Here is a 15084-nt window from a genome sequence, read left to right on the forward strand (position 1 = left end):
CGCTGTATTCCCGAGAGGTTGCCGTCGGGATCTCATTTTCTCTGGCGTTCGCGGCGCTTCTTGTCGTGCTGCGAGTGGCGCTGATTGGTGTGTGTCTATAGTACGGAGAGTGAAAATGACGACAGTAAAAGAGAGTCTGAGTGCGGAACAGCTTGTGGAGATTGAAGCGGCGGGGCGGAAAGCGAGCGAGGAGAAGAAAGCGGCGCTGCGTCGTCGACGGCGGGCGGGAACGAAATACGGCCTTCTAATGGAGCGAGACAATGAGTGACGTGCCTACCATTCAGACGCAGAGCGACTATCACAGATACATCAAGGGTCGGGCATACGACGAGATCCGTGAGACGATCGAGAATCTGTCGTATCGCCCGGACGGGCGGCGTCGGTGGTCTGGCGACGTTGAGGAGCTTGAGGAGGAGGTGTTTGATCGGATTCACTACTCGGTTGAGTGCTATGACGAGTTGACGTACAATTACCCCGCATTTTGGGGGCTTGTAGCTCACTTCTCAGACGCGACCGAAGACGATGTTGAGATGTATCTTCACCTTTCAGATCCGCGCTCGACGCTTCGAGAGCTTGCGTATGCCTGTGTCGTGACAGACCTTCAGCCTGCAATCTCTGAGATCCTTTCGCTGTGGCGGGAGTACCCGGAGGTGTTCGCACTGTTCGACGGATTTCAGGTTTCCCCGGCGAGCTTCGAGATTGACGGCTTTCTGTTCAAGCGGGATACGTCGGGCGAGCTTATGGCGTTCAATGAAGCGGAGAAGTTGGTTGAGTCCTACACTCCGTCAGCGTATGCGTACAATCACGACTTCCCGGAAGAAGCGTTCCTTGAGAACGTCGACGAGCTGATCTCATACAACCCTGAGGACGTGTGCGATTGGTTGAACAGAGAGAGATAAATGCACTACAGAGAGTCACTACAACTGGTTATCGGAGAGGCAACGCGGTTGAACGAGAGCGGGCTGCTGTCTGATTACGACCGGCGTATGGTTGAGGAGAGCGCAAAGGTGCTGGCTGAGTTTTTAGCGAACGCAGAGCAGCGGACTCGGTAACGCTGAGTGGTATTTTCAGGGGTTCGATTCCCCGACGGCGTGTCCCCATTGTGGGGAGAGAGTGTTTGAAATGGAATGTGAAAGAGAGAGTGAGACGGTAGAAATTCCGCTCGAAACGCTGGCTGATATGGCCTTCAATCTCGCTCCGGAAGTAATGAAAAGTGACGAGTACAAGACGATGATCCCCGACGGTGGGGAGGCTGATGATCTCCCGTATATCTACGATCTACGCGACAAGTATGATTTCGTCGAGACGATCATAGATACGGAACGAGGATGGGGAGTTGTCTTCGGCGGAGAGCTTGAGTTTCCGGTGAGCTACCGGGTTTCGCGAGGATCATATTGGCATCCCCCGGAGTACGATAACGACTGGTACGATCTCCCGTGGGAGCTTGGGTTCTTCCCCGGTGATAACGAGGGCTTCGGAAGCGCGTATTTCGAGGTTGGACTGTGAAACACCCTGAGAACGAAGACGACGACTACGAGGAGCCTGTGCTGTGTGCGACCTGCGCGCAGGAGATGAGCAAGTGGGCAAGCCGGTGCGAGCACTGCGGGGAAGTCTATGACTAAGAAAATAGAACTGCGACCGGGTTTACTTGTCCGATTTGAGTACGACAGCAACGTGGCTGACGGAACGATCAGATCAGTTGGCTCGAAGCGGATTCACATTCAGTCGGGAGACAAGGGCGTGTACGTCTCACCCGACGATATTCTTGGAGTGGTTCGAGAACCGAAAGAGAACGAGCTTCCCCTGCTTGGCGAGCGATTCCGGCTTTCCGGCGGGGTTCGGTGAGAGAAATGACTGATTCAGAGGAAACCGGGTGTGAGGTGAGCATAGCGGGGCGAGTAACGAACGCAAAACGGGCTGGTCTTCACCCGATGCAACGATCCGACATTGAGGAGGGCGTTCACTACGACGTGTTAGCGTACACAGATTGGGCGGATCTGTTCATTCCAACAGTCGTTCGGTGGGTGAACGGCGAGACGGATATGTTCAAAGATCCGGCCGTGACTGAGCGAAACAAGCGACAGTCGATTCAGCAGGTGATGATGGAGAATGAAGAGTAAAGTGGTAATTCAGGATCGAATAGACGAGTTGTGGGGATACACAGACTACGGGATCGGCCCGGAGGCAGATCGTCTTCGGCACAAGCATCAAGGGATGATCGACGCGCTGACGTGGGTTATGCGAGAGGAGTAATGTGGTCCGGTGTTCCTGACGAGTACCTTGGAGGGTGGCATAAGGTAGCCGACTACCCGGGGTTTGTCAAGTACCAATATAAGGACAGCCCGTACCGAGTGATAGCCGATCTCGATGAGCAGCGGGGGCACTACCGCGTTCTTTTCACCTCGGTCTACGGGACCGACTCGTACCTTGTGAAAGGCAATCTCGGGAAGGATGGGAGCCTCAAATCTATCGTGATTGCAGAGCAGTTTATGGCTCAGAACAAGTGGGGGTGTCCGTCTCCGAGAGCGTATGGAAAGTAGTCAGGGTATCAAAGAAGAGTTGCCACGGTGTTTATTTCACGATCGCACAGCCGAATCACCCTTGAACTCTGCTTGTGTATCTTCCGAACCACTTGATATTTCGATAGACTAAGAAGCTATAGAAGTCCAGAAAAATCGCAAATCCACCGCTCATCTTCAATGGTATCCAAGATAGCGGGGAATAAACCGTCTCATTGGTACACGTTCAAGTTGATCCGTTTGTTCCTCAATATATTCGTTCAAGCGATCCGCATCTTTGCGGTAATCAAGAAGCTCATCGGGACCTATGTTAGAATCCAGTTCCTTACTTCCTCTTCGGATATTTTTTCGATTGCGTAATATGTGTTGGATAGACCGAATCACACCAGAAACATTATGTTTCATTTCGGGGTCCATCCACCATTCGTTTTCAAGAAAAAGTCTCTGTAAGTCATCAACCAATTGATTCAGATCTTCATCGGCGGGCGAGTAGGGAGTATTATATGATTCAAGATTACGAACGGCTTTGATTTTCAGGTGTAGCTCTTCGATGCTCTGTTTCTGCTCTCTGTAATAGGTGAGAAACTGACCAATCAAGACAGCAAATAAACCACCAAGAAACGAGGCCAAGACCACCGAGCCAGTGAGTAAAATTTGATTCATCTTTACCCCTTCATATCCTAAGATCGACTAAGTGTTTGTGCCTCACTGCTAGCTCATTTAGAGCTAATCGGTGGGTGAAAATCTTATTCAGTACCCGTTGAGTCACTTGTTTCATTTTCGCTATCAGTATCCTTGGAAGATTCTCCGGAGGCAAAATTCTGGATTGGCCCCAAAAAGAACAACAGGACAAACACCCATCCAGTTAACTCCATTATTGCAGACTGTGTGACTGTCCCTGTTTCGATTAGTGATGTTAATGCAATAACGTAGACAATTAAAACGAGATAGTGGACTCTTGTTGGAGCAATCATATTTGTGATAAAATTCCACACCGTGCTAATGTCCATATCTTATCCTATTTTTCTCACCAGTTAATCATTTACCTGTACTGAGTGGTTCGTTACTATTGATTCCTCTTTTCTTTTGGTGAATCAACCATCAGAGCGCGTTTGCTTATGGAAATACCTCTCAGCTTAGAAGAGGGGCGTCGGCTTAGGAGTCAGCATCATCTTCTATGGTGAGGTAGACGGATCGGTATCTCGTTCGAGAGAAGCTTTCAACTGGTCCAATTCGTTCGTTACCAATCTCATACTAATCGGATTCACGGGGTTTCGGTGATAGCGTTCGAGAGTTTCTACGTCATATCCCCGAATCTTATACTCGCTTATTATCAATTCAACGTCACTCCCAAAATCTCTCTTGTATTCGTTAGATAACGCTTTCCTTTGTTTTTCTTCTTCCTCTGTTTGTCGGATGTGTTCCTTGTAGTTTTCTTGTTTGGATCGATCATCCAACATTAACGCGACATCCAGATCTACACTCTCGGGTTCAAAGTCTTGGATTAAATGTCGGATATCGCGTTGAATTTCTCGGGTTCGGTAGAGTAATTCCTCATCCGATAATCTCTTTTCAGAAAACACATCTGAAATGGCATCGTACAAATCATTCGAGAGTCTTTTCAAAATCGTCTTCCCTATTATGCCGAGAGCCATACCGAGTAAACCCACACCGATGTAGTCTAACTGCATAGATAGGATATCCCCTATGTTCGTAAAGTGCATATCATCAAAAAACGATCGGGTGCATTCGATGTGGCGAGAAATACTATTAATATCAATCGATATAGATTCTGTCTTGAACGATTCTCAGAGATACAGGGCGAATATACTGACGATCAGACAAACAGGTGAGAATACTTGTTCGACCACGCGAACAGTTGGCTGTACGCCCGTGCTTCGGCGGCGTCCCGGCTCCCGGTAAAGTAGAAATCAGCACTATGGGTCCGCTCCCACGCGTTGATTGACCCAATGATCGAGTTGGGATGCGCTTGGGAGTAGTAGTTCCCGGCTTTCAGATCGGCCTTTGAGGATTCGATATACACGTCAAATTCGGCGAGCTTATTCCCTCGGATCAGCTCGTCTTGGAATCGGTCGCGACCGTTGACGGTTGTGTTCACGAGATCGTCGAGTGATTTCCGTTCAATAGCAAATATATCCTCAAACCCGTGAACAGAGTAGTCGCCGGTATCCAATTTCGCTCGTTTAACCCGGACGGGGTATCCATCAAATTTCCACGGGGTCTGCTCCCGAGTGTCTACGACAATGACGAGCGGATCATTCATTGTTGACCCACTCCGGGAACAGCGGGATCAGCCGATGAATCAGCGATCGAATCTTTTTGTCGCTCAGATCAAGTTCGGCCTTGAGCCTGAGAAATTCAGAGTCATTGTTCTCGTCTGAGCGGTCGGGATTGTAGTAGCGCCGGTCACGGCGAACGGTCAGTGCACAGACGGCGAAGACGACGGCCTCAACAGGGTGCCCGATCTCTCGAAGATTGAGATTATCGACCACGGAGCGGCCGTATCGCTTCTGCCAATCGGTTAGTTCAAGCTGGCCCGCAATCGCGTCGAAAACCGCGAGGTTGTCGATGCGGCGGATCTTTTCTTGGTCGGTGCGACCACGAGTGTAGATACCCGAGTTGTATCGGGCGAGAACCCGGTAGTGGCTCTGCGCGGATTCGTGAGCTTCGTCCGGGTGAAATTTCGTAGCATTATCCCCATCGGGGGTAATCGTTGGCTCTTCTTCGTTTTCGTCGAACATAGAGAATCACAGAAGAGAGGGCGAGAGAGAACCGTGACAAGGTGAGACATAGATATAATGTATAAGATAGGATGTTAGAAGTAGAGATTCTACCTCTCTATGATAGAAGTAGTAGAGGTTAATCGGAAAGTGGACAGCAAGGAGGTAATGTAACCACTACAATGGTAGGAGTAGAGATTTTACTACGACAATGTTAGAAGTAGAGATTCTACCACTAAGATCAGATAGTACCTCTTAGTGGGAACATCATATTGATGAGATTGATCTATCTAACACACATTAGAATACACACTCAAATGGACGGTACAACGCTTGAGAAGCTATAACCCGCTTACTTCTCTTCACTAATTAGACACGGTTAGAGGAGATAACGTTGCCGGTGAGAGTCCCAACACAACTAAAAATGATACCCCCGATGGATCAGATTATGGATGACAGAAAGTACAGTGTAGAAGAATTGGTGAAAGCATATATGGCCGGTTTGGTCGACGGTGCCGGATCGTTCTCGGTACAGGTACACAAGGACACCAATTACAAATCTGGCTACGCGTTCGCGGCATTTTTCAAGATGAATCACCGCCAGCAGGAGGCATTAGTCGACTTTGCGAATTGGGCGGAAGATCAGGGTGTTGAGGTGTCGGTTGAAGGCGAGTCGTCGCTGACCGTCGGAAAGATCGATGATTTGAAGCTCTTGATCGAGACGCTTCGACCATTTGTCCGAACAAAGGCGCTCGACGTGGAGATACTCGCTGAAGAGATCATCCCCCGGATTGAGGCGGGTGAGCATACATCCGAAGACGGCCTGATCGAGTTGATGGGATACGTTGAGCAAATGCCGTCGGTGAATATGTCCAATCGAAAATACACGCAGGACTACTTCATTGAGGAGTTTAAAGAGGAGTCAGCCTGATCTGCCCATCTCGATATTCTTCAAGCAACTCGTCTAACATCCGAGCGGCGGTGACGAACCCCGCGCCCTGCTGTTCGCGTTGGCGGTACTCGTCAAGGAGATCCTCAAGAACGGCGACCGGGACCCCCTCTGCCGCCCCCTTTTCGCCGTGATCAGACAGGCTACCCATATGCGCTTGGAAGGCAGCGGCGGCATCTTCGGTATCAGGTTCGGGATCAGCGACCTTCTGCGGAACCCAAATCCCGGCAGTGTCAGCAGTGGCGCTCTCGGGGTGCTGAGAGTCGCCTTTGAGCATACCGAGGTGGGTTTCCAATCCCGCTTTGCCTTTGAAGTCGCCCCCACAGTGCTTACAGCGGTACACTTCATCAGACCTTCCCCGAACACGCTTACTGATCGGTTTGACCCCGACCGTCTCGGTTTCAGAGACGCGGAAGCCGTCGGGAACGGACCCTCGTGGGCCGTGGTCGTCATCGGCGGAAAAGGCAACGTGCCCGTAGAGAGAGCGGGCGAAGTGTTCCTCTCCACAGTAGGGACACTTCTTGATCTCTTCAAGAGATGTTGAGACTCTCTCGTATTCTGCCATAGGCTCTCATTCGCTGCAAAACTGCATATCTGTTGCGGTTAATTTTATGCATCAACGGATGAGAACCCACCGAGGTAGTCACTGAATTAGCGGCAAGGTTATAAACTCTCAGCACCTCTAATTAGTGAGGAGAAAGGGTAGTCACAACGACGCCCCGGAGTCCTTGTAATTTCTAAAATTCTATTCGGAGCAGCGATTGGTATAGCGTGAGTTGCCGGTTCGATTCCGGTACGCTGCTTGCGGCTATGTGCGCCGCATCTACCTGTGTTACGCCACCGGTTGAGTGGTTTCTATCTCTCTGATTTCTCTGCGGACGACAACAAAGAAATATAGCAAAATGTCCTACGGAAACAAGTTCGGAAACAGTGGTAACGGCAACGAAAAAGACAGCGCAGTGGTCAAGACAGACGCGAACGTGGCGATTCGCGGGCGGCTTTCTCGGCTGGTGTACGCTGGTGGTGACTACGGCGAGAGCGTCGGGCTGCTTCTCGACGATGCAGTGCTCGTTGAGGGCGTTCTGATGCGCGAGGTTGACTCTGGCTACCTCAAGGTATTCGGATGGACTGAGTTTGAGAATGATCTTCCGGAGGGCTACACTGCTGCGGACGCTCCCGAGGAGTACGACTTCCGACACCCGCAGGGCGTGAACACGTACTCGCTTGTCGCAGCCCGGCTTGTCCCTGATGGGGAGGAGCCGAGCGGCGAGGAGTACGAGATTGGAGATATGATTACGTTCGAGGGCGGTTCGGTGAAGCCAAAGGGATTCTCGCGGGCGCTCGTCAAGACGCTGGCATCGAACCCCGACGAGATGGTCCTGAGCACGGACGACATTTACAACTGGCTCAACTCGGAGGTCACGCTGCGACCAGAGCTTGAGGGCCGCGAAGTTATCTACATCAAGTACCTTCAGGAGCCGCAGGACGGACGCGGAAACCCGTTCCAAATGCCGCAAGTGATCGATATGGAGTCTGGCGAAGTGATTATCAAGGAGGGCTACGGACAAACCTTCTTGCCGGGCGTCTCGGACGACGAGATTGACGTGGTTGTCGGTCAAGAGGCTGCGATCCCTGCGACCGACGGCGGTGCGACGGACGTTGTTGCAGAGGCACCCGCTGAGGAGCCGTCCTCCGCCGCTGTTGACGAGTTTGTGACCACGATGATCGACCTTCAGGTTGACGACGAGGATCAGATTCTCGCACAGCTCACCTCGCTGGTGAACGCGGCGGGTCACGATCTGTCTGAGGATGCGGTTGACGCCTTCGGTGGTGAGTCCGCCGTCGTCGACGCGATTCTCGGATAGCTACTCTCTCCCTATTTCGCTGGTGTTCGGTTTCGGTTTGTCTCGGTAGCAGAGTTGGTAATGCGCCTCGCTGTTAACGAGGAGATCAGAGGTTCGAGTCCTCTCCGAGACGTGCGGCCTGTGTGCCGCGTTCTGCTGTCTGGTAGCCGTGGTTCGACTTCAATCTATATTCCTTTTTGCGGACCTCTCTATTTTTGAGAGCCACGGCGGTCGCTGTGTGTGGTGTTCGTCGGGTCCGACTCCCGACCACAGCGTGCCCCGTAAGGGGCTGATTTGGGGGAGTAGTTGTTCACCCGAAAGGGGACAGCGAAACCAACTCAGGGAAGCGAGTGTGGCTTACGCGGCTCGCCCGAAGAGAGCGAGTGTCTGATTCTCACGTCGGGGATAATCCTGATACGTCGCGGGTTCAACTCCCGCTCCTGAGTTTCCCCTTTGACTGTAGGGGATTTGATTTGTTCTGACTCATTTGGCTGCTGGTGGGCCTGACTCGCCCACCTTTCTGATTACCGACGAGGATTTGCTACGATTGGATTTCGGCGGTTCGATTCCGCTGCGTAGTTTGGCCCGTTGGGGGCCGCAAAGAGAGAAAGAGAGTGGTCTGATATGGTGAAAATCACGAAAACGACAGGGTACAGCCGGAAGGTACAGGCGGACAGATTTGAACCCGTGGAGGTTCACGAGACGGTCACGCTTGAGTTTGATGGGAGTGACTCTCCCGACGAGATCGAGCAGGCGGTCGAAGAGGCATTTTGGGAGTCTCGTGCAAACGTCGAACGGCGACTTGCTGAGGTTCTCACTGAGCTAAAAACTGAGGAGTAAATGGGGGAGAAGGATACTCCGTCACTACACGAGGTTCTTCTGTATCTCAAGGATTCGGGGATTGTGGGCGAGGAGGAACTTGCCCTCAGTCTGTACACGTTGCTCCCTAACGGCGGCTTGGTCCTCTTGATGGGTATGTCTTCGACGGGGAAGACTAACCTCTTAGAGACGGTTCAGAAAGCGTACCCGAAGGAATTGTTCTACGAGGTGAGCACGTCTACCTCGCCAGTCGCATTATTCTACGATGAGGCGCGGTGGAACGCTCACCCGATTCACATTTGGCCCGATCTGACTGAGCTTCCCGAAGCGCACGAGGGGATTGCGAAGGCCATTGGGGACCGAAAGCCCGCTGATCACACGGTGACGGACGTGACGGTCGAAGATGTGAAGAACAAGCTCCTGAATCCGGGGCGGACGGACATTATGGTCGCGGCGACTGACAACGAGAAATTCAACGTTGCTGACTATGCCGAGATCAAGAACCGTTCAGTGCAACTGTTCACGGACGCTTCGCAGGGGCTTACTGAGAAAATCCTTGAACGAGAGGCACTCGACGACGCCGGGCTGTATGAGCCTGAGTTGGACGAGAGCCGAGCACAGGAGGTTCGGGAGTATTCGGCTCGGATTATGCGCTTTGCGTCGACCTTTGACGCACAGGGTGGGTCGTTCCTAAATCCGCTTTCTCCGGAGATGACGCGGAATAAGGTTCTCCCGACGTTGTTCCCGGAGGCTCGCCGCGATTTCGGGAAGCTCAAGCGATTCATTCACAGTATGGCGCTGATCAACAACGAGGAGCGGATCAAGTTCTTCGATTCGGACGGAAAGCCGGTCCTCGTGGTCGCCCCGGAAGACGTGTGGCTCGCTATGAAAATCTTCGGCGAGAAGATGATTATGTCGTCGCTGAACGTCTCGAAAGAGGATGTGGCGATTATCACGCTGCTTCGAGAGCGCAAGTCTGCGTTCTCGAAGGCTGAGATTCGCCAGCTTCTCGCAGACCCGGACAGCGGGGCGGGGCTGAATATCAGCACTCGTGACGTTGCTCGACGACTTGACAGCCTGTGTGATAACGGGTTCGTGAATGAAGATCCGAGTACGACGCCGAACACGTACTACACAGGAATGTTCGCCGCACAGATCGATCACTCTACGTCTCTTGATTGGAACGAGGTGATCGAAGCAGGGATCGAGAACGCTCGTGCTGCGCTTGACGAGGAGACGGCTGAGGAGTACGTTCGGCGCTTCTGTCAGAATCCGACTTCGATCCACCCGATCACGGGTGAGTCGGTTGTAATCCGCGAGGATAGCTCGTTCGATGGTGAGCTTGCGGATGCGACGAAAGAGCTTGATGAGGCGCTGAGTACCCCGATGTGGGGTAGTTCGGATTCAGGCGATTCAGAAGAGGAGAAGAATGACGGGTCCTTGGCGGCCGAATCGACCGGGACGAAAGCACAAGGGACGTTGACCTAAGATGATGGTGAGTGTACAGAAACCGGATTCAGATATTGATGACGCGCTTTCTACGTGGTGTTCGACCTACCCGAGACGGTGTTCTCGAAAGCAGGTATGGGCGAATGACGCAGAGAAAATAATTGATACGCTGGTTCCGATCAGTGGATTTGGGCCGGGGTATGTCTCTGTGTACAGCTTCCCACGCGGACATACGAAGAGCGAGGAAATTCCGCATATTGACACGCTATTCTTCGATTGGGACATTCCGTCGGACGGTGCCTACGGACGACCGAGTGGACCTGAAGACGCGGATCTCCTCGCGTGGTATGCCGATATGAAGCCGTTGCTCGCTATCTTAAGCGACGTAGCTGAGGCGTTGATCGCAGCCGGAAAGGAGCAGTACGTTCGGTTCTCCTTATCGGGACACAAGGGCGTGCATATGTTTCTCGACTTTCCGCCGCTGCGACCCGATCTTGGATCTCAAGATGATTACAAGATGGGATTGCGAACGTTCGTCTCGGAATACATTGAGGATCTTGAGACAGTGCTTGGATATTCTGTCGACGAGTATCTTGACGTTGATTCGTCGGACTTAGGACGGCTGACACGGCTTCCGAACACTGTTCACGAGAAGGCGACCCGGAATTTCGGTGAGTCGAGATACTGTGTGGCTGTGTCGCCCGAGGAGTTGGTGGGATTAACGCCGGGCGAGTACATCCGGCTGACTCAATCCCCTCGCCCACTTCCCGACGAGGCACTCCGGGTTCCGAGCAGTACCACGTCGACTCGCCTGAGCGCGTGTGTTGATCAGGCGGCTGAACGTTCGTCTGCTTCTGTTGGTGCCAGAACGTTCGTGTTTGAGAGAGCGCCGACAACGTTGAGTGAGTACGAACGGAACGCTGATGAATCGATTACGTTCCACGGAGTGACTAATTCTGTTGAACAGATATTATCCCGAAGACCCGGTATGTGGGAATACCGAGAGCGGAAAGACGCATTTGACCACGGCGATCAATCGCATTTCTTTGAATTTGCGGTTATCATCGAATTAGTGCTCCACCGTGTCCCGGTGGATCTTATTCTGCGCTACTTCGAGGGTATTCCACGCTACGACAAGCAGTTTACACGCAGCCGAATTGCGGAGATCCTTGCTTGGGGTGCTGACTATCCGGTTAGCCTTCGGAAGTTGAAATCTCGATCCCCCGAGTTCCTTCCCTGACTACCTGCGGTACAACGAGATATTGCGGATTTTGCGGACTGTGCGGACCTGCGGACCTACCTAATGAACGGACTTAGTATTCGACAACAAGAGGTGCTGAACTGTCTTCCTGCGACCGTTTCTGAAGTTGCTGAAGATTTGGATATAACTGAGAGCACGGTTCGTGACCACCTGTCTTCGATTGAAGAACGTGGTTACGAGATTGTGAACCGGGATGGGCTGTACATTCCTGTTGACGCTCACCCGACGAATATCAATATGGTTCCGACGGGATCGAAAGGAGAGGCGACCCGGCGGGTCAATGATCACCTGTTCGATCTGAAGACGAGAATCAACACGATACTTGCGGAGACTGAGCCTGCGGTGCCCGACGGGGGACTTGCGTACAGGCCCGGCAGCTACGATATGGTGGTTCATTTTACTGATCTCCACATTGGACAGCTAAACCACGACGAGTTTGGTGTTGAGACGTTTAATCTCGATATTGCCGTCTCGCGTGTTCGAGAGACGCTCTCGGAGCTATTCGCCTTCAAGGAGAAGATGGAGGTGGCGGGGTACCGCTTCGATACGATTCACATTCTCCTCGGTGGCGACACGGTTGATGGCGAGGGGATCTACGAAAACCACGCCTACGAGGTGTGTGCGACGGCTGACCAGCAGATCGATACGGCAGTTGAATTACTGTATGAGGTGATTCTGTCTTGCTCGTCCGCCTTTCCGTCAGTGCAGGTGGTATGTCAGCCGGGCAATCACGGCGAGATCCGGGCGAAGAATACGAGTGAAGCCTTCAACGCTGACACGATCGTCTTCGGGTTTCTCGACCGGCTCGTCCGGGTTTGCCCGATGGATAACGTGAAATTCATTCGGAACGAATCAACGGAGTTTACGAACTTCTTGATGCGGGGCGGAAAGTGGCGCGGACACCTGCGTCACGGCGACGGACAACTCCCCCATATTGGAACTACGTCGTCGAAGAGCAAGTGGGGCCTGTGGCTGAACCGTCACAAGTTCGACGTGGCGTATCGGGGCCATTACCACGAAGTCAAGCTCGAACCGATCAACGGTGTCCCGGTGATTATGGGTGGGTCGATCACTCCTTCAGGCGATTATGAGGATTCGATCGGAGTCTACTCTGAGCCGTCGTCGATGTTCCACATTGTGTCTGATCGGCAGCCGGTAGAGATGTTGACGCCGGTTCATTTCGCGATGGTTGAACCCCAACTCGGCGGCTCGCGGGAGTAAGTCGATGGGCAAGGTTCCTCGGACGGGTATGCGTAGTGACTACGACTACCCCGTATCTGTCGGGCGGTACTATCTCGTGTGGGATGTACCGGACGAGAAGCGAGTTGAGAAAATCCCTGTTGATCCGTCGACTCACGAGTTGGGAGACGGGTGGGCAGAGGTATTCGACGACTCCCTCGATTTGCTGGTGGTGCTTCCCGAGTTTACGCTTCAATTTGAGGCGACGGCGGGCCTACATAGCAAGACCGGATGTATCCTCAAGCGAACGCGGTTCGTGACTAAGAGTTGTCCGGAGTGCTTCGATGAGACGGGGACGATCCACAAAGGCTACGTCGACGAAGTTGGTGACGACGTGTGCCCTCGCTGTGGGATGATTCTGACCGGCTCGCGTGTTGAGGCTACGACGGACGACCGGTATTTCACTCAGACGAGAGGCAGCGTTGATGATGGTCAAAAGGGATTCCCTGCGATTGACCACATTCCACAGCACAGCTACCGTCCGGGTAATGCGGGTAACGGGTCCCGCGAAGATATGGAGTGAGCTGTTCTATGGTATCTGAATCTAATTCTGACTCTACAGAGGAGACGTACACGGTAGAAGAGATCGCGGCAACGGTCTACCAGCTACACGATTCGATGGACGAGATCAAATCGTGGTCGGTGGATACGACGCGTGCTCTCGAACACGCGGTTGAAGAGCTAACGGCTGAGGGCGAGGGTGAGCGCGCCGAGGGTCTGATCGATCTAATGGTGCTGGTCAACACGCTATATCGTCGACTGACCCAACGCGAAGAGGAGTCGCTGATTCCGCTGACGGAGTTGCGTTGATTCCGGCGGATCTAATAGTAGCTCTGTGTGGGTGGGTGATGAATACCTCAGCGGCGACGACGTTGTTCAATGCTGAATCGTCTGTCCCGCTCACACACAGTGTTCCGGTTGTGGCTTGCCTGTTCGCCTTTACGATTGTCTACGCCGATCTCGGGTTTCTGTTATCGGCGCTGTCAAACGCGGCGGGCTTGGTAATTTGGCTTGGAATTGTGGTCTTCCGGTCGCCACAGGGTGATACCACGAGTTGAGAGTGCGAGATTCTACTAATGATTGATTGGACTGAGCGGTATTACTGTCCGGAGTGCGAGATGGTGTTTCGAGAACCGTTCCCGGCGTTCGCCGACGTAACTCCCTGTATATACTGCAAACGCTCGGCCGAGTCCGCGTGGGTTCCTGCGGGGACTACAGGCTTCGTGAAGTTTTCTGAGATGATCGAGTTTCACGACGAGCGAATGAACGAACTAACTTGACAATGGCTACTACTGAAATTGACTGCGGTGCTGATGTTGCTGAGATTCTCCGGTTGAGTGCTGAGACATACGAGTCGAAAACGACTGACTATGGAAGCAGTTGGCGGGCGATTGGACACATCATTCACCTGCTGGCGCGGGGCGAGCCGATCGTCCTTGAGACGCCTGAAGACATTATTGCGTTCGGGCTGTTCACCCGGCGGATGGACAAGTTCGCTCGGGAATTTAACGGAACGTTCCTGAGCGAGTCGCTGACGTTTGAGGCGCTCGCGGATTCACCTGAAGACGAGAGCGTGTACGCTGCTATGGCAGCGGCGAACATTCGGGATATGGAAGATAGAGAAATGACCGATCCAAACCGGGTGGGGATCGGTGCAAAGTAATGAAGATTGCACTTGATCACGACAGCACGCTGGCGGCTACCGGCGTCGTCGCGTTTGAGCTGATCGGTGACGACGCGGCCGGGCTGACCTACGAGAATGTGGAGTCGTGGGAGTGGGGCCTTGAGACGTTCGGCGCGGCGCGGTACCTCTCGGGGATGTGGCACGCGTGGACGCTGCGTCCGCTTGAGGTACCGGTGATGGACGAGTCGGTCGTGGAGACGGTTCGGAGGCTCGCAGAGGATCACGAGATCCACATTGTGACTTCTCAGCCCGATCATATGGGAGTCGCCGAGGGGAAGGAGCAGTGGCTTCAACACCACGGGATTCCCTACGAGAAGTTCGTGGTCGTCGGGCCGGATACGACGAAGGCGTTTCTCGATTACGACGTGTATGTTGACGACAAGCCGTACTTGCCTGAGAGAGTGAACAGGTGGAACCCCGACGCCCGTGTTTTCGTTCGTGACCACCGATACAACCGAGAAGCGGTCGGTGAGTACGTACGGATTCACAAGCTCGCGGACGTTCTACCACACCTCGTTGACGACGAAGAGAATGAGTTAGCTCTTGCTGACGACGGAAACGGTGATTGTTGATATGAGC

At 53.0% G+C, this 15084-nt stretch carries 21 protein-coding genes and 1 tRNA gene; 16 read left to right on the forward strand and 6 right to left on the reverse strand.

The annotated features are described in order from the left end of the window. Window positions 1-115: 115 nt before the first annotated feature. The 5 genes from DV707_RS18470 to DV707_RS10840 all read left to right on the forward strand — a co-directional run bounded on the left by DV707_RS18470 (window position 116) and on the right by DV707_RS10840 (window position 2540). Window positions 116-268, forward strand: coding sequence for a hypothetical protein (locus tag DV707_RS18470; protein WP_160113925.1), 153 nt, complete (start codon window positions 116-118; stop codon window positions 266-268). Further along, window positions 261-899 carry a hypothetical protein gene (locus DV707_RS10825; protein ID WP_103991687.1) on the forward strand — a complete coding sequence of 213 codons (639 nt, stop codon included), beginning with the start codon at window positions 261-263 and terminating at the stop codon, window positions 897-899. The genes DV707_RS18470 and DV707_RS10825 overlap by 8 nt, the downstream gene beginning before the upstream one ends. A 223-nt stretch (window positions 900-1122) precedes the next feature. Further along, window positions 1123-1506, forward strand: coding sequence for a hypothetical protein (locus DV707_RS10830; RefSeq protein ID WP_136361861.1), 384 nt, complete (start codon window positions 1123-1125; stop codon window positions 1504-1506). Window positions 1507-1931: 425 nt separating this feature from the next. Then, window positions 1932-2120 carry a hypothetical protein gene (locus DV707_RS10835; RefSeq protein WP_103991685.1) on the forward strand — a complete coding sequence of 63 codons (189 nt, stop codon included), beginning with the start codon at window positions 1932-1934 and terminating at the stop codon, window positions 2118-2120. A gap of 132 nt (window positions 2121-2252) precedes the next feature. Further along, window positions 2253-2540 carry a hypothetical protein gene (locus DV707_RS10840; RefSeq protein WP_103991684.1) on the forward strand — a complete coding sequence of 96 codons (288 nt, stop codon included), beginning with the start codon at window positions 2253-2255 and terminating at the stop codon, window positions 2538-2540. A gap of 156 nt (window positions 2541-2696) precedes the next feature. Here DV707_RS10840 and DV707_RS10845 read toward each other — a convergent pair whose 3' ends face one another. The 5 genes from DV707_RS10845 to DV707_RS10865 all read right to left on the reverse strand — a co-directional run bounded on the left by DV707_RS10845 (window position 2697) and on the right by DV707_RS10865 (window position 5281). Then, window positions 2697-3182, reverse strand: a complete 486-nt coding sequence (locus tag DV707_RS10845) for a hypothetical protein (protein WP_136361862.1) — start codon at window positions 3180-3182, stop codon at window positions 2697-2699. Window positions 3183-3265: 83 nt separating this feature from the next. After that, window positions 3266-3529: a hypothetical protein gene (locus tag DV707_RS10850; RefSeq protein ID WP_136361863.1), complete on the reverse strand. Its 264-nt coding sequence runs from the start codon at window positions 3527-3529 to the stop codon at window positions 3266-3268. 165 nt (window positions 3530-3694) lie between these two features. After that, window positions 3695-4210: a hypothetical protein gene (locus tag DV707_RS10855; RefSeq protein ID WP_136361864.1), complete on the reverse strand. Its 516-nt coding sequence runs from the start codon at window positions 4208-4210 to the stop codon at window positions 3695-3697. A 146-nt stretch (window positions 4211-4356) separates the two neighbouring features. Next, a complete protein-coding gene (locus DV707_RS10860) occupies window positions 4357-4803 on the reverse strand; it encodes an ERCC4 domain-containing protein (protein ID WP_103991682.1) in 447 nt (148 codons plus the stop codon). Continuing rightward, window positions 4796-5281, reverse strand: coding sequence for a hypothetical protein (locus tag DV707_RS10865; protein WP_103991681.1), 486 nt, complete (start codon window positions 5279-5281; stop codon window positions 4796-4798). Before DV707_RS10865 ends, DV707_RS10860 begins: the two co-directional genes overlap by 8 nt. 427 nt (window positions 5282-5708) lie before the next feature. Between DV707_RS10865 and DV707_RS10870 the strand changes: the two genes are divergently transcribed. Continuing rightward, entirely contained in the window at window positions 5709-6191 is a 483-nt protein-coding gene (locus DV707_RS10870; RefSeq protein WP_136361865.1) for an LAGLIDADG family homing endonuclease, read from the forward strand. Here DV707_RS10870 and DV707_RS10875 read toward each other — a convergent pair. After that, window positions 6172-6774, reverse strand: coding sequence for a hypothetical protein (locus DV707_RS10875; RefSeq protein ID WP_103991679.1), 603 nt, complete (start codon window positions 6772-6774; stop codon window positions 6172-6174). The genes DV707_RS10870 and DV707_RS10875 overlap by 20 nt on opposite strands. A gap of 337 nt (window positions 6775-7111) precedes the next feature. Here DV707_RS10875 and DV707_RS10880 point away from each other — a divergent pair, with 337 nt between their 5' ends. From DV707_RS10880 to DV707_RS10925, 10 genes are all read left to right on the forward strand, one after another. Continuing rightward, complete coding sequence (locus DV707_RS10880; RefSeq protein ID WP_136361866.1) at window positions 7112-8074, forward strand: hypothetical protein; 963 nt, start codon at window positions 7112-7114, stop codon at window positions 8072-8074. Between the two features lie 39 nt (window positions 8075-8113). Then, a tRNA-Asn gene (locus tag DV707_RS10885) sits at window positions 8114-8186 on the forward strand. 491 nt (window positions 8187-8677) lie between these two features. Next, window positions 8678-8893 (forward strand): hypothetical protein, encoded by a 216-nt coding sequence (locus DV707_RS10890; protein WP_103991677.1) that lies wholly within the window; start codon window positions 8678-8680, stop codon window positions 8891-8893. Continuing rightward, window positions 8894-10360 (forward strand): hypothetical protein, encoded by a 1467-nt coding sequence (locus tag DV707_RS10895; RefSeq protein ID WP_103991676.1) that lies wholly within the window; start codon window positions 8894-8896, stop codon window positions 10358-10360. A gap of 4 nt (window positions 10361-10364) precedes the next feature. Next, a complete protein-coding gene (locus DV707_RS10900; protein ID WP_136361867.1) occupies window positions 10365-11561 on the forward strand; it encodes a hypothetical protein in 1197 nt (398 codons plus the stop codon). 63 nt (window positions 11562-11624) lie between these two features. Next, window positions 11625-12803: an ArsR family transcriptional regulator gene (locus tag DV707_RS10905; protein WP_136361868.1), complete on the forward strand. Its 1179-nt coding sequence runs from the start codon at window positions 11625-11627 to the stop codon at window positions 12801-12803. A gap of 28 nt (window positions 12804-12831) precedes the next feature. Continuing rightward, window positions 12832-13344 (forward strand): hypothetical protein, encoded by a 513-nt coding sequence (locus tag DV707_RS10910; protein WP_103991673.1) that lies wholly within the window; start codon window positions 12832-12834, stop codon window positions 13342-13344. Between the two features lie 8 nt (window positions 13345-13352). After that, window positions 13353-13631: a hypothetical protein gene (locus DV707_RS10915; RefSeq protein ID WP_103991672.1), complete on the forward strand. Its 279-nt coding sequence runs from the start codon at window positions 13353-13355 to the stop codon at window positions 13629-13631. 472 nt (window positions 13632-14103) lie between these two features. Continuing rightward, a complete protein-coding gene (locus DV707_RS10920; protein ID WP_103991670.1) occupies window positions 14104-14484 on the forward strand; it encodes a hypothetical protein in 381 nt (126 codons plus the stop codon). Beyond that, window positions 14484-15077 carry a 5' nucleotidase, NT5C type gene (locus tag DV707_RS10925; RefSeq protein WP_103991669.1) on the forward strand — a complete coding sequence of 198 codons (594 nt, stop codon included), beginning with the start codon at window positions 14484-14486 and terminating at the stop codon, window positions 15075-15077. The genes DV707_RS10920 and DV707_RS10925 overlap by 1 nt, the downstream gene beginning before the upstream one ends. The last annotated feature ends 7 nt before the right edge of the window (window positions 15078-15084 follow it).

This window comes from Halobellus limi, assembly GCF_004799685.1.
Taxonomy (GTDB): domain Archaea; phylum Halobacteriota; class Halobacteria; order Halobacteriales; family Haloferacaceae; genus Haloquadratum; species Haloquadratum limi.